At 31.5% G+C, this 17,099-nt stretch carries 12 protein-coding genes and 1 riboswitch; of the genes, 11 read left to right on the plus strand and 1 reads right to left on the minus strand.

Annotated features, from left to right (window positions below; all coding sequences use genetic code 11):
- The first annotated feature begins 206 nt into the window (after positions 1-206).
- Positions 207-4,211, plus strand: a complete 4,005-nt coding sequence (locus DY249_RS01115) for a protein kinase domain-containing protein (protein ID WP_172540041.1) — start codon at positions 207-209, stop codon at positions 4,209-4,211.
- A 414-nt stretch (positions 4,212-4,625) separates the two neighbouring features.
- The gene (glmS, locus tag DY249_RS01120; protein WP_115594891.1) at positions 4,626-6,446 is read left to right on the plus strand and encodes a glutamine--fructose-6-phosphate transaminase (isomerizing); all 1,821 of its coding nucleotides are present in this window, start codon (positions 4,626-4,628) and stop codon (positions 6,444-6,446) included.
- A 70-nt stretch (positions 6,447-6,516) separates the two neighbouring features.
- On the opposite strand, the gene tpx is transcribed toward glmS, so the two are convergent.
- Positions 6,517-7,014, minus strand: a complete 498-nt coding sequence (gene tpx, locus DY249_RS01125; protein WP_115594892.1) for a thiol peroxidase — start codon at positions 7,012-7,014, stop codon at positions 6,517-6,519.
- A 252-nt stretch (positions 7,015-7,266) separates the two neighbouring features.
- Between tpx and rpsL the strand changes: the two genes are divergently transcribed.
- The 9 genes from rpsL to ribH all read left to right on the plus strand — a co-directional run bounded on the left by rpsL (position 7,267) and on the right by ribH (position 17,083).
- On the plus strand, positions 7,267-7,680 hold the full coding sequence (gene rpsL / locus DY249_RS01130; protein ID WP_101540201.1) for a 30S ribosomal protein S12: 414 nt from the start codon (positions 7,267-7,269) through the stop codon (positions 7,678-7,680).
- 153 nt (positions 7,681-7,833) lie between these two features.
- Complete coding sequence (gene rpsG / locus DY249_RS01135) at positions 7,834-8,304, plus strand: 30S ribosomal protein S7 (RefSeq protein WP_101540200.1); 471 nt, start codon at positions 7,834-7,836, stop codon at positions 8,302-8,304.
- A gap of 14 nt (positions 8,305-8,318) precedes the next feature.
- The gene (gene fusA / locus DY249_RS01140) at positions 8,319-10,391 is read left to right on the plus strand and encodes an elongation factor G (protein ID WP_115594893.1); all 2,073 of its coding nucleotides are present in this window, start codon (positions 8,319-8,321) and stop codon (positions 10,389-10,391) included.
- A 16-nt stretch (positions 10,392-10,407) separates the two neighbouring features.
- Positions 10,408-11,604, plus strand: coding sequence for an elongation factor Tu (gene tuf / locus DY249_RS01145; protein ID WP_115594894.1), 1,197 nt, complete (start codon positions 10,408-10,410; stop codon positions 11,602-11,604).
- Positions 11,605-11,904: 300 nt separating this feature from the next.
- On the plus strand, positions 11,905-13,158 hold the full coding sequence (locus DY249_RS01150; RefSeq protein WP_115594895.1) for a YkvI family membrane protein: 1,254 nt from the start codon (positions 11,905-11,907) through the stop codon (positions 13,156-13,158).
- Between the two features lie 377 nt (positions 13,159-13,535).
- Positions 13,536-13,648, plus strand: a riboswitch (FMN riboswitch).
- Positions 13,649-13,742: 94 nt separating this feature from the next.
- Complete coding sequence (gene ribD / locus DY249_RS01155; RefSeq protein WP_115594896.1) at positions 13,743-14,816, plus strand: bifunctional diaminohydroxyphosphoribosylaminopyrimidine deaminase/5-amino-6-(5-phosphoribosylamino)uracil reductase RibD; 1,074 nt, start codon at positions 13,743-13,745, stop codon at positions 14,814-14,816.
- Positions 14,797-15,414 carry a riboflavin synthase gene (locus DY249_RS01160; RefSeq protein WP_115594897.1) on the plus strand — a complete coding sequence of 206 codons (618 nt, stop codon included), beginning with the start codon at positions 14,797-14,799 and terminating at the stop codon, positions 15,412-15,414. The genes ribD and DY249_RS01160 overlap by 20 nt, the downstream gene beginning before the upstream one ends.
- 5 nt (positions 15,415-15,419) lie before the next feature.
- Positions 15,420-16,625 (plus strand): GTP cyclohydrolase II, encoded by a 1,206-nt coding sequence (ribA, locus tag DY249_RS01165; RefSeq protein WP_101540956.1) that lies wholly within the window; start codon positions 15,420-15,422, stop codon positions 16,623-16,625.
- Positions 16,625-17,083: a 6,7-dimethyl-8-ribityllumazine synthase gene (gene ribH, locus DY249_RS01170; protein WP_101540954.1), complete on the plus strand. Its 459-nt coding sequence runs from the start codon at positions 16,625-16,627 to the stop codon at positions 17,081-17,083. Before ribA ends, ribH begins: the two co-directional genes overlap by 1 nt.
- Positions 17,084-17,099 lie beyond the last annotated feature (16 nt).

The raw sequence follows: 17,099 nt of genomic DNA on the forward strand, positions 1-17,099 counted from the left end.
AAAAAATGTTATAATATTGCTTAACTTATTTTGCCTGATAATATAGTAATTAATTATATTTCTTAAATAAAACTAAATATCATTAAAGGAAAATAATGTATAATAGTTATAAGGATTATAACATATTTTATCAACTTACATTCACATTATATAAAGATATCTTATATAGAATTTTTGTTGATAAATTACTAGAAAAGGTATTAAAGATGAAAGATTTTAATTCACAAGAAGATTTTATAAATGGGCTTACAGAAAATATTAAGACAAATAGGAGCTCACTTGTAGGTGAAAAATTTAATATTATTTCTATGATGGGTGAAGTAAAATATGAGGTTGAAGTAAATAAACTCATAGGAGAAGGAGCTTCTGCTCTTGTTTATGAGGTATCGGTAGATGATACCTATCCACCTATTAAAAAAATGATTATGAAAGAATTTTATCCAAACTACAATGAGGATAATATTGTTGCAGAAAGAAATCCTATTAACAGACTGGAATTATATTTTGATGCAATTACTAGCAAGGATGAACAGAGAATAAAAAAAGATCGAAATAAATTTATTGATGCCTATAATAAGCATATTAGAATTTTGGAGATGGATAGCTTTTTTGATAGCAAGATAGTAAGACCTTATAGGGTAGAGATAGACAATTCATTTTTATATTCTCTTTATGAGGTGGATTCTGCTACTAGTGTGGATAAGTATTATAATTTAGATTTGGCAAGGATTGTAGATATTCTTATTCAAACAGCAGATATACTAATCCACCTACATAATAATGATATTATATATATGGATTTAAAACCTGCTAATATACTTTATGATTATAATAATAGCAGGGTAAAATTATTTGACTTTGATGCAGCTATTGATCTAAATGAGCTTGATCAAATTAATGAATTTGCCATGCCTAGTGATAAGACCTTTATCCCACCAGAGATTAGATTTATTTCTGATATTTCTAAAAGAAAAGAAATATTTATTACCGAAGAAATAGACTTATATATGCTAGCAGCTACATTTTTTACATTATTGATGGCTAGGACTCCGACAGTAAAAGAAAATGAAGATATGGATCTATTAGAAAGAAATCTAAGAGAAGTCCTAAATCATAAGTCAAATAAAATTCTAATTAATCAAAAATCCGAGGATGAGATTGTTAGCTTATTGCAAGATACCTTATCAATTCATAGGCTAATTAGTGTAAGAGATTTTAAAGATAGGCTAATAGGAATACAAGATAATATTAGATTTAGAGATGATGAAGAATTCTCCGCAATTATATCAGCATCTTATTTTCTAGACTATCATAGACTATATAACTATATTACAGAAGATAAGGAAAAGAAAAATATTGATGTTGCTATAGTAGGTAATAACGATGTATCAAAGATATTCTTTAGCTATATATTTTCAGTAGCTAATATCAAAGATGTCAACTTAAATATCTCATTTTATGATAGGAATCCTAAGATTTTTTATAAAGAGATGATAGAAGAAAATCCTCTCCTATCACAAACTAGTAAAATTTTCTTAAATAAAAAACTAGTAAATGATTATATAAATCCACAGATCACTGATAAGGCATATGCAAATATAAATTTTTTTCCTTTAAATGAGAGAATATACCAGTCATATATATTAATCCTAGATCCATCTGGTTATAATTACCCTCGCATGGGAGATATTTTATACAATGAGTTTAAAGCAGATAGCAAAAAAAGGATTATTTTAAATTATTCTAGAAATAATCATAAAGTAGATATTAGGCATGAGGGAAATATTGCCTTTTATAATCTAGACCTTACCTCTACATCTACTTCTAAAAATAGATATTTTAGTGACAAGCTTTTAGATGAAGCCTTTGAATTTTATAGATATCACATAGTTAGTAACCACGGTGAAAGAGTAGATAATGAAATGGTCTGGTCAAATTTTATAGAAAATGATTTTTATAATCTCAAATCCTCTCTTAGAGTTGCCCTCTCAATAGAATATTACAAATATATGGCTGGAATAAAAGAAAGTGATGATGTAGCCTTCAAATTTTCTAAAGAAGTAATATACAAAGATAGTGATGATGGCAAAGCAAGTCTACATGATATGCTAGCTGATTATGAACATCATTCTCGGAATAGATTTATGATAGTCCAAGGATTTAAAGTTCCAACAGATGAACAGCTAAGATCATATTCTTATGTTGATCAAAAAAAATATGTGGATTACAGAAATAAGTATCATCCGTTAATTTCTAATACTCATTCCAAAGTACTAAAAAAAGGTGGTGAAGATAATTTGTCAAAAATTTCACAAAAAATTGATGAAATTATAAGGCAAAAGACCATCTATAAAGAAGAACAAGTAAGATCTCGAGTTAACAATATACTAAACAATACACTTTGGGATGACAATGAGTATTTAATAAAACTTAGACCACTGTGGATAGAACTATATAAATTATCTGATAGCATAATAGAAAATGAATATTATACCAATAACTCATTAAATATTTTAACCTATGAAATAGAGGAAATATTAAATGAAGCTAGTCCAGATTTAAAACAACTTTCTAATGATTATTACCAAATAAAAGATGATCTTACTTTGATAATAAAAAGAAATAAAAGCACAGATATCAAAGCGGTAGATTATATGATAATTGATTCTATACCTTTGGTTTCTTCAAAAAGAGTAAAAACTATCTACAAACCATTTTTAGAAAGCGATGAAAATTTGTGGGCAAATATAATTGCTGCTATTAAGTTTTATCCAGAAAAACTTATTTTTTTAAGCGATTATCCTGTTGATTCAAATAAAATATATAGGATAGAAAATTTTCTAAAAAATAAGAGATTACAGAAATCTTTAAAAATTGAAACTATAACTTACGATAAGTTTAAGGACTACAGCAAAGAAAATTCCATAGTAGATCTTACTTTAAATTCTCATGCTGATGCCAAAAGAGAAGAACTAATAGGATTAGAATTTGTAGAATATATAGGATCTAATAATTGGTGCGGTAATTATAAGGCTCTCGATTACTATATATATAACAGTTCGCTAACAGTAGAAGAAACTTTTTTCTTAAATAATGCTAGAATTATAGATAATGATAGCCTTGTAAGTATAACTAGGTTAAAGAAATATTATCCAAGAATATGGCAAACATATATAAATTTAAGTTCTGATGACTGGAAAAATTCTATTGAAGCAATTAATGCTAGCGAAAAATACTATAGGCTAAATATAGATAACTTTCCAAAACAAGACCAACATAGCTTAATAGAAGTTGGAGATTTTAAATTTAGAAAAAATGATGCCGGCAAATATAACTCATTAAAAAACCTCTTAGACCAATTAATTAAAGAAGAAATATTAATTGCTTATCAATTCCCAAAAAATCCTGGCAGCTTGAAACTACATTCATATAACGACAAGCTTTCTAAAGTTATTGGAGAATTTATTTCTAAAAATATGTGGGAATATAATTTATACTTTAATCTAGTAAAAACTGAGCTAGCAGAGAAAAATTATGCTTATAGCTATAGTATATATTCAGATAAATTAAACTTTAGCTATGAATATGAAGTGGATAATCCAAAGGGATTTGCGAAGAAATTTAATAATATAATAGAAGCTATGGATAAAGAAGGTAAGCTTACAGATACTAGAATATTTAACCATATAGATAATAAACCATATGCAGAAAGTTTAGAAAAGAAAGTTATGTTAAACTATGAATATGGAGATGCAGGATTTAGAGAATTTTTTAGTAGAAAAGATAGCCTGCTTAGAGTTTATACTTACTTTGAATTATTAAAATATTCAGAATTTTTTGACGATATAAAAATAAAAGTAAATCTAAGGTGGAAGGCTTACGATGATTACAGGGAAGATAGTCTAGCAATTGAAAACGTACTCGACCTAGTATGCACAAAAGGATTTTCAACTATTATAATTTCTACAGTAGAAGGCAATATAAAAAATGAAGACCTATATGAGATTAATAACGACAGCAAGCAATTTGGTATGGATGCAAAGCCAGTTCTAATAACATCAAATTCTAACGATGACACTAGCCAAATAAAAATGATAGCAGCTGCAGCAGGTGTATATTTTATAGATAGAGAAATGATTGTAGAAAATAATGTAGCAGATTATATAAAAAATATTGCCCTTGGTAAAAAAGATTGGCAAAATATAGAATAAATAAATTAAAACCAGCTAAGTATTTAGTTGGTTTTTTTATGGAATAATAAATTAATTTTTATATTATAACTTGTTTTTCTTAACACTTAGCTACTAAGCATAGTACATTTTATAAACTATAAATAAAACACTCCATTATATGTACAAAATTATTTGATAATATTATATCAATTTTATTATAACTTTATTTAAAAAAACGATAATATTTTTTTGCATTATGTTATAATAAAAGAGCAAAAATTTTTGAGGGAAAAAATATAAGAAGCGCCAGGACCTTTTGGTTGACGAGGAGTGGAGTTATCGAAAAATTCGGCGGATGCTCCACAGGTATTACAGCCTTAGTAATGTACAAATATTTCTAGTAATAGGATAACAAAATCATTACAGTAAACCCTCACCACAAGGAGGTTTATAATGTGTGGAATTGTTGCATATAATGGAAGCGAAAGTTGTAAGAAAAAGTTACTAGAGGGATTAGAACAATTAGAGTATAGGGGCTATGATTCAGCAGGTATCGCCCTTTTGAATGAAAATTCTATAGATGTTATCAAAAAAAGTGGAAATATAGATGCTCTGATAGAAAAGGCAAACAATGATCCGTCAGAGGCAAATATTGGTATCGGTCATACTAGATGGGCAACTCATGGCAAACCAACAGAAGAAAATGCCCACCCACATGTAAACAATAAAAAAGATATTGCTATTGTTCACAATGGTATTATTGAAAATTATCAAATATTGAAAGAAGATTTAATAAAAGACGGATATTCTTTTTATTCAGAAACTGACAGCGAAGTTATAGCAAATCTTATAGATAAATACTATGAAAAAGATCTATCTACAAGTGTAAAAAAAGTAGTAGATCTTTTAGAAGGATCTTTTAGTTTGGCAGTTATATCTAGCAGAGATCCAGAAACATTAGTTCTAGTTCGTAAAGAAAGCCCACTTATATTAGGTATTATAGATAATGGTGTATTTGCAGCATCAGATATAACAGCAATATTAAATTATACTAGAGATGTAATTTACCTAGATGATGAAGAAATAGTAACTATTAAAGATGGAAAATATAAAATTGAACTTAAGGATAAAGAAGTAAATAAAGAAATTATTCATGTAGATATGTCTGTTGAAGCAGCTAGTAAAAATGGTTATGATCACTTTATGATAAAGGAAATTCACGAGCAGCCAAAGGTTATAGAGGATTCTTTAATTAGGAAGATTAAAGGAGATTTTATAAACTTAGGAGATACTTCTTTTACTAAAGAAGAAATATTATCCTTTGATCACATATATCTAACAGCTTGCGGAACAGCTTTTCATGCAGCAGAAGCTGGGAAAATATCCATGGAAGATGCCTTAAAAAAATCAGTTAGTGCAGAACTTGCATCTGAATTTAGATATAATATGCAATTTTTAACTAAAGATAGTCTTTTAATAGTTCTAAGTCAATCTGGAGAAACAGCAGATACATTATCTGTTCTTAGGGAAGCTAAAAAACGTGGGGCAAAAGTGCTAGCTATAACAAATGTTGTTGGTTCAAGCATAGATAGAGAAGCAGACAAAGTAATATATTGCGATGCAGGTCCAGAAATATCAGTAGCATCTACAAAAGCATACACAGCTCAACTTATGGCTCTATATTTACTTAGTTTAGATTTTGGATATAAAATAGGAACTTATAATGAAGACTATGTAAGTGAAATTGTTCGTGAATTTAAAACTTATCCAGCTTTAATAAAAGAATATTTAGAAAAAGATCAAGTAATTGATAAGATTGCTGAAAAAATAAAAGATGCTCCAGCAGTTTTTTATTTAGGTAGGGGACTAGATTATTTGTCAGCAAAAGAAGGAGCATTAAAACTAAAAGAAATTTCTTATATTAATTCTGTAGCGATGCCAGCTGGAGAATTAAAGCATGGATCCATTGCTCTTATAGAAGAAGGAGTGCCTATAATAAATATAGTTACTCAAAAAAATCTTAGAGAAAAATCATTATCAAATATAAAAGAAGTAAAGGCACGTGGAGCATATACTATTGTAATTACACAAGATATAGATAAGGATATAGAACAAACTTATGATATTTGTTTACAGATACCAAAATGTAGAGATATGTACCAAGCAATTTTTGCGGTTATCCCACAACAATTACTTGCCTATGAAGTGGCAAATAAATTAGGCTTAGATATTGATAAACCAAGAAATTTAGCGAAATCAGTAACGGTTGAATAAAAAATATTTATAAATTTGTAAAATAAAAATAGGCTAAGCACTTAGCCTATTTTTCATTTGAAATTAATAATTAAATAAGTTTTTTAACTTCTTCTAAAGCTTTATCAAAGTCAACTTCATCTGTTACTTCTGGTACATATTCCACGTATGCTACTGTGCCATCTTTATCAACAATTACAACACCACGAGCTAAAAGTTTGTTTTCGTCCATTAGGAATCCGTATTTTTCTCCAAATTCACGATCTTTGTAATCTGAAACCATTAGATTATTTTCGATCCCTTCATTAGAACAGAATCTTGCTTGAGCAAATGGAAGGTCTTCTGTAATTGTTACTACATTTACTCCGTCTAATTCACTTGCTTCTTTGTTAAATTTTTTAGCTTGAAGAGCACAAACGCTTGTATCAAGTGATGGTGCTACTGAGTAAATTACTACTTTATCATCACAATTTTCGCTTGACCATTCGCTTAGGTCATTCATAGTTGCCTTGAATGCTGGAGCCTTGTCACCAACTTTGATTTCATTTCCTATTAAATTTACTTTATTTCCGCCAAATGTTATATCCATTGATATATCCTCCTAATATTTAATTCTTTTATTACTACTTACTTATATATACCCACAAATCATCTTTTATTTTGTTAAATAATTATTTATTATAGGGCAGATTTATAAGTATATTTTGCTAAAAGCTTCTATATAATATTTATTAACTTCTTTTTGACAAATCATTTGACATTAGCAGGCTAAGATAGTACACTTATTAAGTATTGGCATAGGTATGCCATTTATAAGTATAAAAAGAAAAGGAGGTGCATTATGCCTACAATTAACCAACTTGTTAGAAAAAGTAGAAAAAGTACACAAACAAAATCTAACACACCAGCTTTAGGTTACAACTACAATACACTTAAAGGTAGAGTTACTCCTAACCAATCACCACAAAAACGTGGCGTTTGTACATCTGTTAGAACTGTAACACCTAAAAAACCTAACTCAGCTTTACGTAAAGTTGCCAGAGTTAGACTTACAAACGGTGCTGAAGTACTTTCATACATTCCAGGGATTGGTCACAATTTGCAAGAACACAGCGTTGTACTAATTAGAGGTGGAAGAGTAAAAGACCTTCCAGGTGTGCGTTACCACATCATAAGAGGTACTCTTGATACTGCAGGAGTTGATGGAAGAAAACAAGCTAGATCTAAATATGGTGCGAAAAAAGACCAAAACTAGGATCTAGAAATATAAGTGCATAATGTACCTATAATTATAAAATAAATTATTAAATTATTATAGAAAATTATGGTATATGCATGCACACTGACGACAAATAATTAGTCGAGTACTAATGATATTACTTAATAATTGGTAAAGGAGGGAAGCAAAGTGTCAAGAAAGGGACATATACCAAAAAGAGAAGTAATGCCTGACGCTAAGTATAACGATAGAGTAGTTACAAAACTTATCAATAACGTTATGCTAGATGGTAAAAAAGGCCTTGCAACAAGAATTGTCTATGATGCATTTGACATTATAGAAGAAACAACAGGAAATGACGCACTAGAAGTATTCTACCAAGCACTTGAAAATATTATGCCAACACTTGAAGTTAAAGCAAGAAGAATCGGTGGTGCTAATTACCAAGTTCCTATGGAAGTTAGACCAGAAAGAAGACAAACTCTAGCTTTAAGATGGTTAGTTAATTTCTCAAGAGCTCGTGGTGAAAAAACTATGGTAGAAAGACTTGCAAAAGAAATTCTAGACGCATCTAACAACTCTGGTGCAGCTGTTAGAAGAAAAGAAGAAATGCACAGAGCAGCAGAAGCTAACAAAGCCTTTGCACATTACAGATATTAATTTCAGGGGGATAAATGCCTAGACAAGTTTCACTAAAAGATACCAGAAATATAGGAATCATGGCTCATATCGATGCCGGTAAAACTACAGTAACAGAAAGAATGCTATATTATACTGGTAAAATTTATAAAATAGGTGATACTCACGATGGTACAGCAGTAATGGACTCCATGGACCAAGAAAAGGAACGTGGTATTACAATCGGATCTGCTGCAACTACAGCTTTTTGGAAAGACCATAGAATAAATATTATCGATACTCCAGGACACGTTGATTTTACAGTAGAAGTTGAAAGATCACTAAGAGTACTAGATAGTGCTGTAGCTTTATTTGATGCTAAAAGCGGAGTAGAACCACAATCAGAAACTGTATGGAGACAAGCTGACAAATACCACATCCCAAGAATTTGTTTTATCAACAAAATGGATGCGACTGGGGCAGACTTCTTCATGTCAGTAGACACAATTAAAGATAAATTAAAAGCAAATGCAGTACCTATAGAAATTCCAATAGGAGCTGAACAAGATTTCCAAGGTGCCGTAGACCTAATCACTATGGAAGCTGTAACATATAATACAGAAGACTTAGGTGCTCACCCACTATATGGAGAAATACCAGCAGATTTAAAAGAGCAAGCTGAGGAATACAGAAACAACCTTTTAGAAGAATTATCAGAAATTGATGATAATATTATGATGAAATATCTAGAAGGTGAAGAAATAACTGTAGAAGAAATCAAAGCTGCTATTAGAAAAGGAACAATCGAACAAAAGATTTTCCCATGCCTATGCGGTTCAGCATACAAAAATAAAGGTGTACAACCACTTCTAGATTCTATCATTGAATTTATGCCAAGCCCACTTGACGTACCAAGTATAAAAGGTATCGATCCAAAAGATGAATCAGTAGAAATGGAAAGAAAACCTGATGATAATGCACCAACAAGTGCACTAGCATTTAAAGTTGTAACTGATCCTTATGTAGGTAAACTAATCTACACAAGACTATACTCAGGTACAATTGAGTCAGGTTCATATATATATAATGCAACAAAAGGTAAAAGAGAACGTGTTGGACGTATCATGCAAATGCACTCTAATAAACAAGAAGAAATCGAAAAAGCATATGCTGGAGATATCGTAGCTTTATTAGGACTAAAAGATACAACAACAGGGGATACACTATGTGATCAAGATAATCAAATCATCCTTGAAAAAATGGAATTCCCAGATCCAGTAATCTCAGTTGCAATCGAACCAAAAACAAGAGCTTCACAAGATAAAATGATTATTGGTCTTCAAAAACTAGCAGAAGAAGATCCAACTTTCGTTACAAAATCAGATGAAGAAACAGGTCAAACAATCATCTCAGGAATGGGAGAGCTTCACCTTGAAGTTATCGTAGATAGGCTACTTAGAGAATTCAAAGTAGAAGCTAATATCGGTAACCCACAAGTAGCTTACAGAGAAGGTATCACACAAGAATCTGAAGCACAAGGTAAGTTTGTAAGACAATCAGGTGGTTCTGGTCAATACGGTGATGTTCACTTAAGAGTAATCCCAGGTGAAGAAGGAAGCGGTATTACATTTGAATCACAAATTGTCGGAGGTTCAGTACCAAAAGAATACATCAGACCAGTTGAAGAAGGTGTACGCGAAGCAGCATCTAGCGGTATCCTAGGTGGATATCCAATGGTAGATATGCATGTTATACTTTACGATGGATCATACCACGAAGTAGACTCATCAGAAGTAGCCTTCCACGTAGCAGGATCTATGGGTCTTAAAAATGCAGTAGAAAAGGCAAAACCAGTTTTACTAGAACCAGTAGAAAAAGTAGAAATTACAACACCAGATGAATATCTAGGAGATGTAATGGGAGACGTATCAAGCCGTCGTGGTAAAATCGATGGTATGAATCCAAAAGATGGTATCCACATATTAGATGCCTTCATCCCACTTTCAGAAATGTTTGGTTATGCAACAGATCTAAGAAGTAAGACACAAGGTAGAGCAACTTACTCAATGCAATTTGACCACTACGCTCAAGTACCAGAATCAGTAAAAGAACAAATATTAGATAAATAATTAATAGGAGTTAACAATGAGTAAACAACAATTCGAAAGAACAAAACCACACTTAAATATCGGAACAATCGGTCACGTAGACCACGGTAAAACAACAACAACAGCAGCAATTACACAAGCATTAAACAAAAAATACGGAACAGGCGAATTCGTAGACTACGAAAACATAGATAAAGCACCAGAAGAAAGAGAACGTGGAATCACAATCAACACATCAGTAGTAGAATACGAAACACCAAATAGACACTATGCTCACATCGACGCTCCAGGCCACGCAGACTACGTTAAAAACATGATCACAGGAGCAGCACAAATGGACGGAGCAATCATAGTAGTATCTGCAGCAGACGGTCCAATGCCACAAACAAGAGAACACATCCTACTAGCCCGCCAAGTAGGAGTACCAAAAATCGCAGTATTCCTAAACAAAGAAGACCAAGTAGACGATCCAGAACTAATCGAATTAGTAGAAATGGAAGTAAGAGACCTACTAAACGAATACGAATTCGACGGAGACGAAGCCCCAGTAGTAGTAGGAAGCGCCCTAAAATCACTACAAGAAGGTGGAGAAGGCGAATGGACAGACAAAATCCTAGACCTAATGGAACAAGTAGACGAATACTTTGATGTACCAGAAAGAGACAACGATCAACCATTCCTAATGCCAGTAGAAGACGTAATGACAATCTCAGGACGAGGAACAGTAGCAACAGGAAGAGTAGAAAGAGGAACATTAAAAGTAAACGACACAGTAGAAATCATAGGTCTAACAGACAAAACAAAAGAAGCCGTAGTAACAGGCGTAGAAATGTTCCACAAATCACTAGACCAAGCAGAAAGTGGAGACAACGTAGGAGTCCTACTAAGAGGAATCCAAAGAGACGAAATCTCAAGAGGACAAGTAATAGCAAAACCAGGCAGCGTACAACCACACACAGAATTCGAAGGACAAGTATACGTACTAACCAAAGAAGAAGGAGGACGTCACACACCATTCTTCAGTGGATACAGACCACAATTCTTCTTTAGAACAACAGACGTAACAGGCGATATCGAACTAGAAGAAGGCGTAGAAATGGTAATGCCAGGAGACAACGCAACATTCAAAATCAAACTACAAAAACCAATAGCCCTAGAAGAAGGACTAAGATTCGCAGTACGTGAAGGTGGAAGAACAGTAGCATCAGGAGTAGTAACAAAAATAGATAAATAGTCCCAATCTATACATGGTTGTTAGATGCAAAGCATCTGACATCTATCTCTAAGATTAAGTAAAGCTTAAATTTAGATAACTAAGTAAGAAGAGCCCAAAGGGCACTTCGAGAGGATTATAAATATTTTAAAAAGAGTAAGTAAAACTTGCTCTTTTTTTATACAAAAATATATTATATATTTTAAAATTATAAGAAATAAGCTGAAACTTTAAATAATTTCACTAGTTCATTTCCTAAAGTACTTTACAAATATTTACACATACCCTATAAAAAAGTATAGTAATTAATATGGAGGAACTATGAATAAAAAATCACTAGTAATAATGTTAGCATATGTAGGAGTAGTAACAGGAGCGGGACTTGCTTCAGGACAAGAACTTTTACAATATTTTGTTTCACTAGGAATACCAGGTCTTATTGGAGCAGGAATGGTAGGATTATTACATACATTGATAGGCGGAGTTCTTTTGCAATTAGGATCACACTATATGGCAATAGACCACTCAGAAGTATTTGGAGAAATTACTAATAAATACATGGCTAAATTTATGGACTATTCCTTGATATTTACTTGTTTTGTTATAGGATTTGTAATGATAGCTGGAGCAGGATCAAACTTAAATGAAGCCTTTGGCATCAAAAAATGGATAGGACAAGTTATTTGTGCAGCCCTTATAATAATAGTGGGCATGATGGATTTTGATAAAGTATCCAAAATTATAGGGTCATTTACACCGTTAATTATTATTTTTACACTAATAGGTTCTTTATATACATTCTTTAATTATCATCCAGATTGGAATCAACTAAATAGCATAGCTACACAATTACCATCAAATTTTAATAGTGTAATATTTTCCACATTTAATTATTACGGAATGTGCCTAATGAGTGGAGTTTCAATGGGACTTGTATTAGGTGGAGAAGAATTAAATACAACAGATGCTGGAATAGGAGGTCTATTAGGTGGAGCAATTGCTGGTATACTAGGAATTTTAATATCATTTACACTTTTTATTAGAGTAGAAGAAGTAGGTAAGCTTGATATACCAATGCTATACATAATTGAAGACATAAATCCAATACTCGGAATACTAATGGCTTTGGTAATATTTGGTATGATATTTAATACAGGTATTTCCCTATTTTATGCCCTAGCACGTAGATTTTCAAAAGGAAAAGAAAATAGATTTAGAATATTTTTAGTAGTACTAACCCTAGTAGGATTTGTACTAAGCTTTGGCGGTTTTAAAGAGCTAGTATCAATATTCTATCCAATAATAGGCTATGTCGGCATACTAATGATGATAGTATTAGTAGCAGCTTGGCTAAAAGAAAGATCTGCAATAAAATACGAATCCTATAAAAGATTAGGAATTAGCCATTATATGAGAAAAAAAGTAGATGAAAATGAAGATTTTTCTAAAAAAGACGAAGAAAAATTAGAAAAACTAATAGATAGATCAAATATAGATAACGAAAAAATGGAAGAAGCTGCTGAAGAATTCGTAAGAAGTGAAATAGAAACAGAAGCAGAGGATAATGAAAAATAAACAAATATAGTAATTAAAAGAGGTCATTTAAAATGGTCTCTTTTTTAAATTATATATAAAAAAAAGAAAAAAATTAAATAGTAATATTTTAAAAAAACTTAATAAAAGATTATAAGAAAGCTTGGAATATTTAATAATTATGCAAGTCAATATAACTATTCTTGGAATAATATTCTTAAAATTGCAAGTCATGGATTATGTAAAAAGAAAAAAGAATATGAAAATTAAATAATATACTTATTGCAAAGAGACTCTTAAATTGAGTCTCTTGTTTTTTTATTACACATACTTGTTTTTTATAATCATGAAAAATATATTGTGCAATCGTTTTGACAAATAAATAATTATCTATTACAATATAATTGTAAATTAAATATTAAATTCTTCAGGGCGGAGTGCAAGTCTCCACCGGCAGTAAAGTCTGCGAGCGAAAGCTGATTAGGTTCGATTCCTAAACCGACAGTTATAGTCTGGATGAGAGAAGAAATAAGAGTAATTCATTTGTGTATTACTTAGAATCTCAACGTACAAGTCCCTGAGTTCAGGGGCTTTTTTTATATGCCCGAAGCTTTTAAGGAGGCAAGATGAATGATGAAAAGTTGATGAAAAGAACTTTTGAATTAGCAAAAAAGGGTGAAGGAAAGGTTCTAACAAATCCTATGGTTGGAGCTGTAATTGTCAAAAATAATAAGATCATAGGAGAAGGTTACCATCATAATTATGGCAATCTTCATGCTGAAAGAGATGCCTTTAATAATCTTACAGAAGATGCTAAGGGTGCAAGTTTATATGTAAACTTAGAGCCTTGTTCTCACCAAGGAAAACAACCACCATGTGTTGATGAAGTTATAAGACAGGGCATAAGCAAAGTTTATATTTCAAATATTGATACCAATCCTAAGGTAGACGGTATAAAAAAGCTTAAAGATCATGGTATAGAAGTTTATACTGGATTACTTGAAGAAGAGGGGAAAAAGTTAAACGAAGTATTTTTTTATAATATGAAATACAATAGACCTTTTATTTCCTTAAAATATGCTATGACTTTAGATGGGAAAATTGCTTGTGCAAATGGTGATTCTAAATGGATAAGCAATGAAAAGTCTAGGGAGCATGTCCATAAATTACGTAGTAAATACGATGCTATTATAGTAGGAAAGACTACAGCTATACATGATAATCCTTCTCTTAATTCTAGAATAGAAGCTGGCATAGATCCTGTTAGGATAATAATAGATAGTAAACTAGAACTACCAGAAGATTTAAAGGTATTTGATCTAGAGTCTGATAAAAAGACTTACGTAGCAACTTGTTCAGATAAAGAAAATCCTTACAAAGTAGATTTGATCAGATGCAAGGATAAGAATGGACAAGTAGATATTAATGATTTGTTATATAAGCTTTATGCTATGAATATTGGTTCAGTATTAGTAGAAGGAGGATCACATATAAATAATACTTTTCTAGAAGCTGATCTAGTAGATAGGATCTATGAGTTTATTAGTCCAAAAATCATTTCTGGTGAAAGGACGCTTTCTCCTTTTACTGGAAAGGGATGTGAGTTTATGAGTGATGCTTATAAGTTTGATATAGAAAATGTATCTATGTTTGATACAGATATTTTGATAGAGGCAAAAAATGTTCACTGGAATATCTGAGGAAATAGGAGAAGTTGTTGGATTTACCCAAAAATCTGACCATGTCACCATTGAAGTTAAGGCAGATAAAGTCTTAGAAGATATCAAAAAGGGTGATTCGATAATGACTGATGGCGTTTGCCTAACTGTTACATCTTTTACAGATAAATCTTATACTGCTGATATAATGAATGAATCATTAAAAGTCACTAAATTTGATAGATCAATGTTATTAAAAAAGGTCAATCTTGAAAGGGCCATGAGAATTGGATCAAGACTTGACGGTCATGTTGTCCAAGGTCATGTTGATGGACTTGGAAATATAATTGCTATAAATAAAAATGTCTATAGAATTAAAACAACAAGAGATATTTCAAAATATATAGTCAAAAAAGGATCGGTTGCCATAGATGGCATATCACTTACTGTTTCGATGGCAGATAAGGATATTTTTGAAGTTTCTCTTATTCCAGAAACTTTAGAAGCTACGAATTTTAAGTATAAAAAGATAAATGATCAGGTAAATATAGAAACTGATATTATAGGAAGATATATAGAAAAATTGACAGAAGATAAAGAAAGGGTGGACAAAAACTTTTTATTAGAAAATGGTTTTTAAATATAATGGAAGAAATATTACAAGCACTAAGAAATAATGAAATAATAATAGTTACAGATGATGAAAATAGAGAAAATGAGGGAGATTTTATTTGTGCCGGTCAAAATGTTACAGGAGATATGATTAATCTTATGGCCTGCTACGGTAAGGGACTTATATGTACACCTATCAGCCAAAATGTAGCTGATAGACTTAATCTAGAACCAATGGTTGCGGTGAATACAGACAATCATTCCACAGCTTTTACAGTATCAGTTGATCATATTAATACTACAACTGGCATTTCTGCCTTTGAAAGAGCTGATACTATCAGAAGTTTGTGCGATTTATCTACAAAAGCAAGTGATTTAAGACGTCCTGGCCATGTTTTCCCTCTAATAGCAAGGGAAGGTGGAGTTCTGGTAAGAGATGGACACACAGAAGCAACAATTGACTTAATGAAGCTTGCAGGATTAGAAGAAGTTGGGGTTTGTTGTGAAATTATGGCAGAAGATGGTCATATGCTTAGAGGTGAGGGCTTAGAAAAATTAGCAAAGAAATTTAATCTGAAAATGACAAGTGTCGAACAAATCCAAAAATATAAACTTGAGAAATTAAGGGAAAAGGAAAAATTAATCGAACAAACAGATATAATAAACTTGCCAACAGACTATGGAACATTTAAGGCTATAAGTTTTCTAGATAAGGAAAATGAAGAAGAACATATAGCACTTATAAAAGGTGTTATAAATAAAGAAGATGTTTTATGTAGGATACACTCTGAGTGCTTAACAGGAGATGTATTTGCTTCTCGCCGTTGTGATTGTGGATCACAATTACACAAGTCCTTAGAAATGATAGAAAAAGAAGGATCTGGAGTTTTGGTTTACCTAAGACAAGAAGGAAGAGGTATTGGTTTATTTAATAAAATCAAAGCCTACAAACTTCAAGAAGAAGGTTATGATACTGTAGATGCGAATATTAAGTTAGGTTTTCCTGCAGATATGAGAAATTACAGGATAGCTGCAGATATCCTAGAAGAGCTTGGAGTAAAATCTGTTAGATTATTAACCAATAATCCAGATAAAATAGAGCAAGTAGAAAAATATAATATAAAAGTAAATAATAGAGTTCCAATAGAAATTCATTCCAACGAGATTGATAAAATATATCTAAAAACAAAAGCTGATAGAATGAGACATGACTTACAAGAATTTAAAGGAGCAAATTAATGAAAGAATATAGTGCAGAATTAACAAGTGAAGGCAAAAAATACGCAGTAGTAGTAGCAAGATTTAACCACTTTATAACAGATAGACTAGTAGAAGGATGTCTAGATACTCTTAAAAGACATGGGGTAAAGGATGAGGAAATAGAAATCATCAGAGTACCAGGAGCATTTGAAATCCCACTAGCAGCTCAAAAAGCAAGTAAAAAAGACTACGATGCCATAATTACACTTGGAGCAGTCATTAGAGGAGATACGCCACATTTTGACTATGTATGTGCTGAAGTATCAAAGGGAGTAGCAAATGTAAGTCTAAATACTGGAAAACCAATAATATTTGGAGTAATAACAACAGATACCATAGATCAAGCAATCCAAAGAGCAGGTGTAAAATCAGGAAATAAGGGAAGCGATGCTGCTCTATCTGCTATTGAAATGGCTAACCTAATTGATATGTTTTAGAAAAGATATATGATAA

This window comes from Anaerococcus octavius, from assembly GCF_900445265.1.
Classification (GTDB): domain Bacteria; phylum Bacillota; class Clostridia; order Tissierellales; family Peptoniphilaceae; genus Anaerococcus; species Anaerococcus octavius.

Excerpts from the sequence above, each read along its gene's own strand:
- DY249_RS01115 (WP_172540041.1), top strand. The coding sequence starts at position 207 with ATGAAAGATTTTAATTCACAAGAAGATTTTATAAATGGGCTTACAGAA.
- glmS (WP_115594891.1), top strand. The coding sequence starts at position 4,626 with ATGTGTGGAATTGTTGCATATAATGGAAGCGAAAGTTGTAAGAAAAAG.
- tpx (WP_115594892.1), bottom strand. The coding sequence starts at position 7,014 with ATGGATATAACATTTGGCGGAAATAAAGTAAATTTAATAGGAAATGAA.
- rpsL (WP_101540201.1), top strand. The coding sequence starts at position 7,267 with ATGCCTACAATTAACCAACTTGTTAGAAAAAGTAGAAAAAGTACACAA.
- fusA (WP_115594893.1), top strand. The coding sequence starts at position 8,319 with ATGCCTAGACAAGTTTCACTAAAAGATACCAGAAATATAGGAATCATG.
- tuf (WP_115594894.1), top strand. The coding sequence starts at position 10,408 with ATGAGTAAACAACAATTCGAAAGAACAAAACCACACTTAAATATCGGA.
- DY249_RS01150 (WP_115594895.1), top strand. The coding sequence starts at position 11,905 with ATGAATAAAAAATCACTAGTAATAATGTTAGCATATGTAGGAGTAGTA.
- ribD (WP_115594896.1), top strand. The coding sequence starts at position 13,743 with ATGAATGATGAAAAGTTGATGAAAAGAACTTTTGAATTAGCAAAAAAG.
- DY249_RS01160 (WP_115594897.1), top strand. The coding sequence starts at position 14,797 with ATGTTCACTGGAATATCTGAGGAAATAGGAGAAGTTGTTGGATTTACC.
- ribA (WP_101540956.1), top strand. The coding sequence starts at position 15,420 with ATGGAAGAAATATTACAAGCACTAAGAAATAATGAAATAATAATAGTT.
- ribH (WP_101540954.1), top strand. The coding sequence starts at position 16,625 with ATGAAAGAATATAGTGCAGAATTAACAAGTGAAGGCAAAAAATACGCA.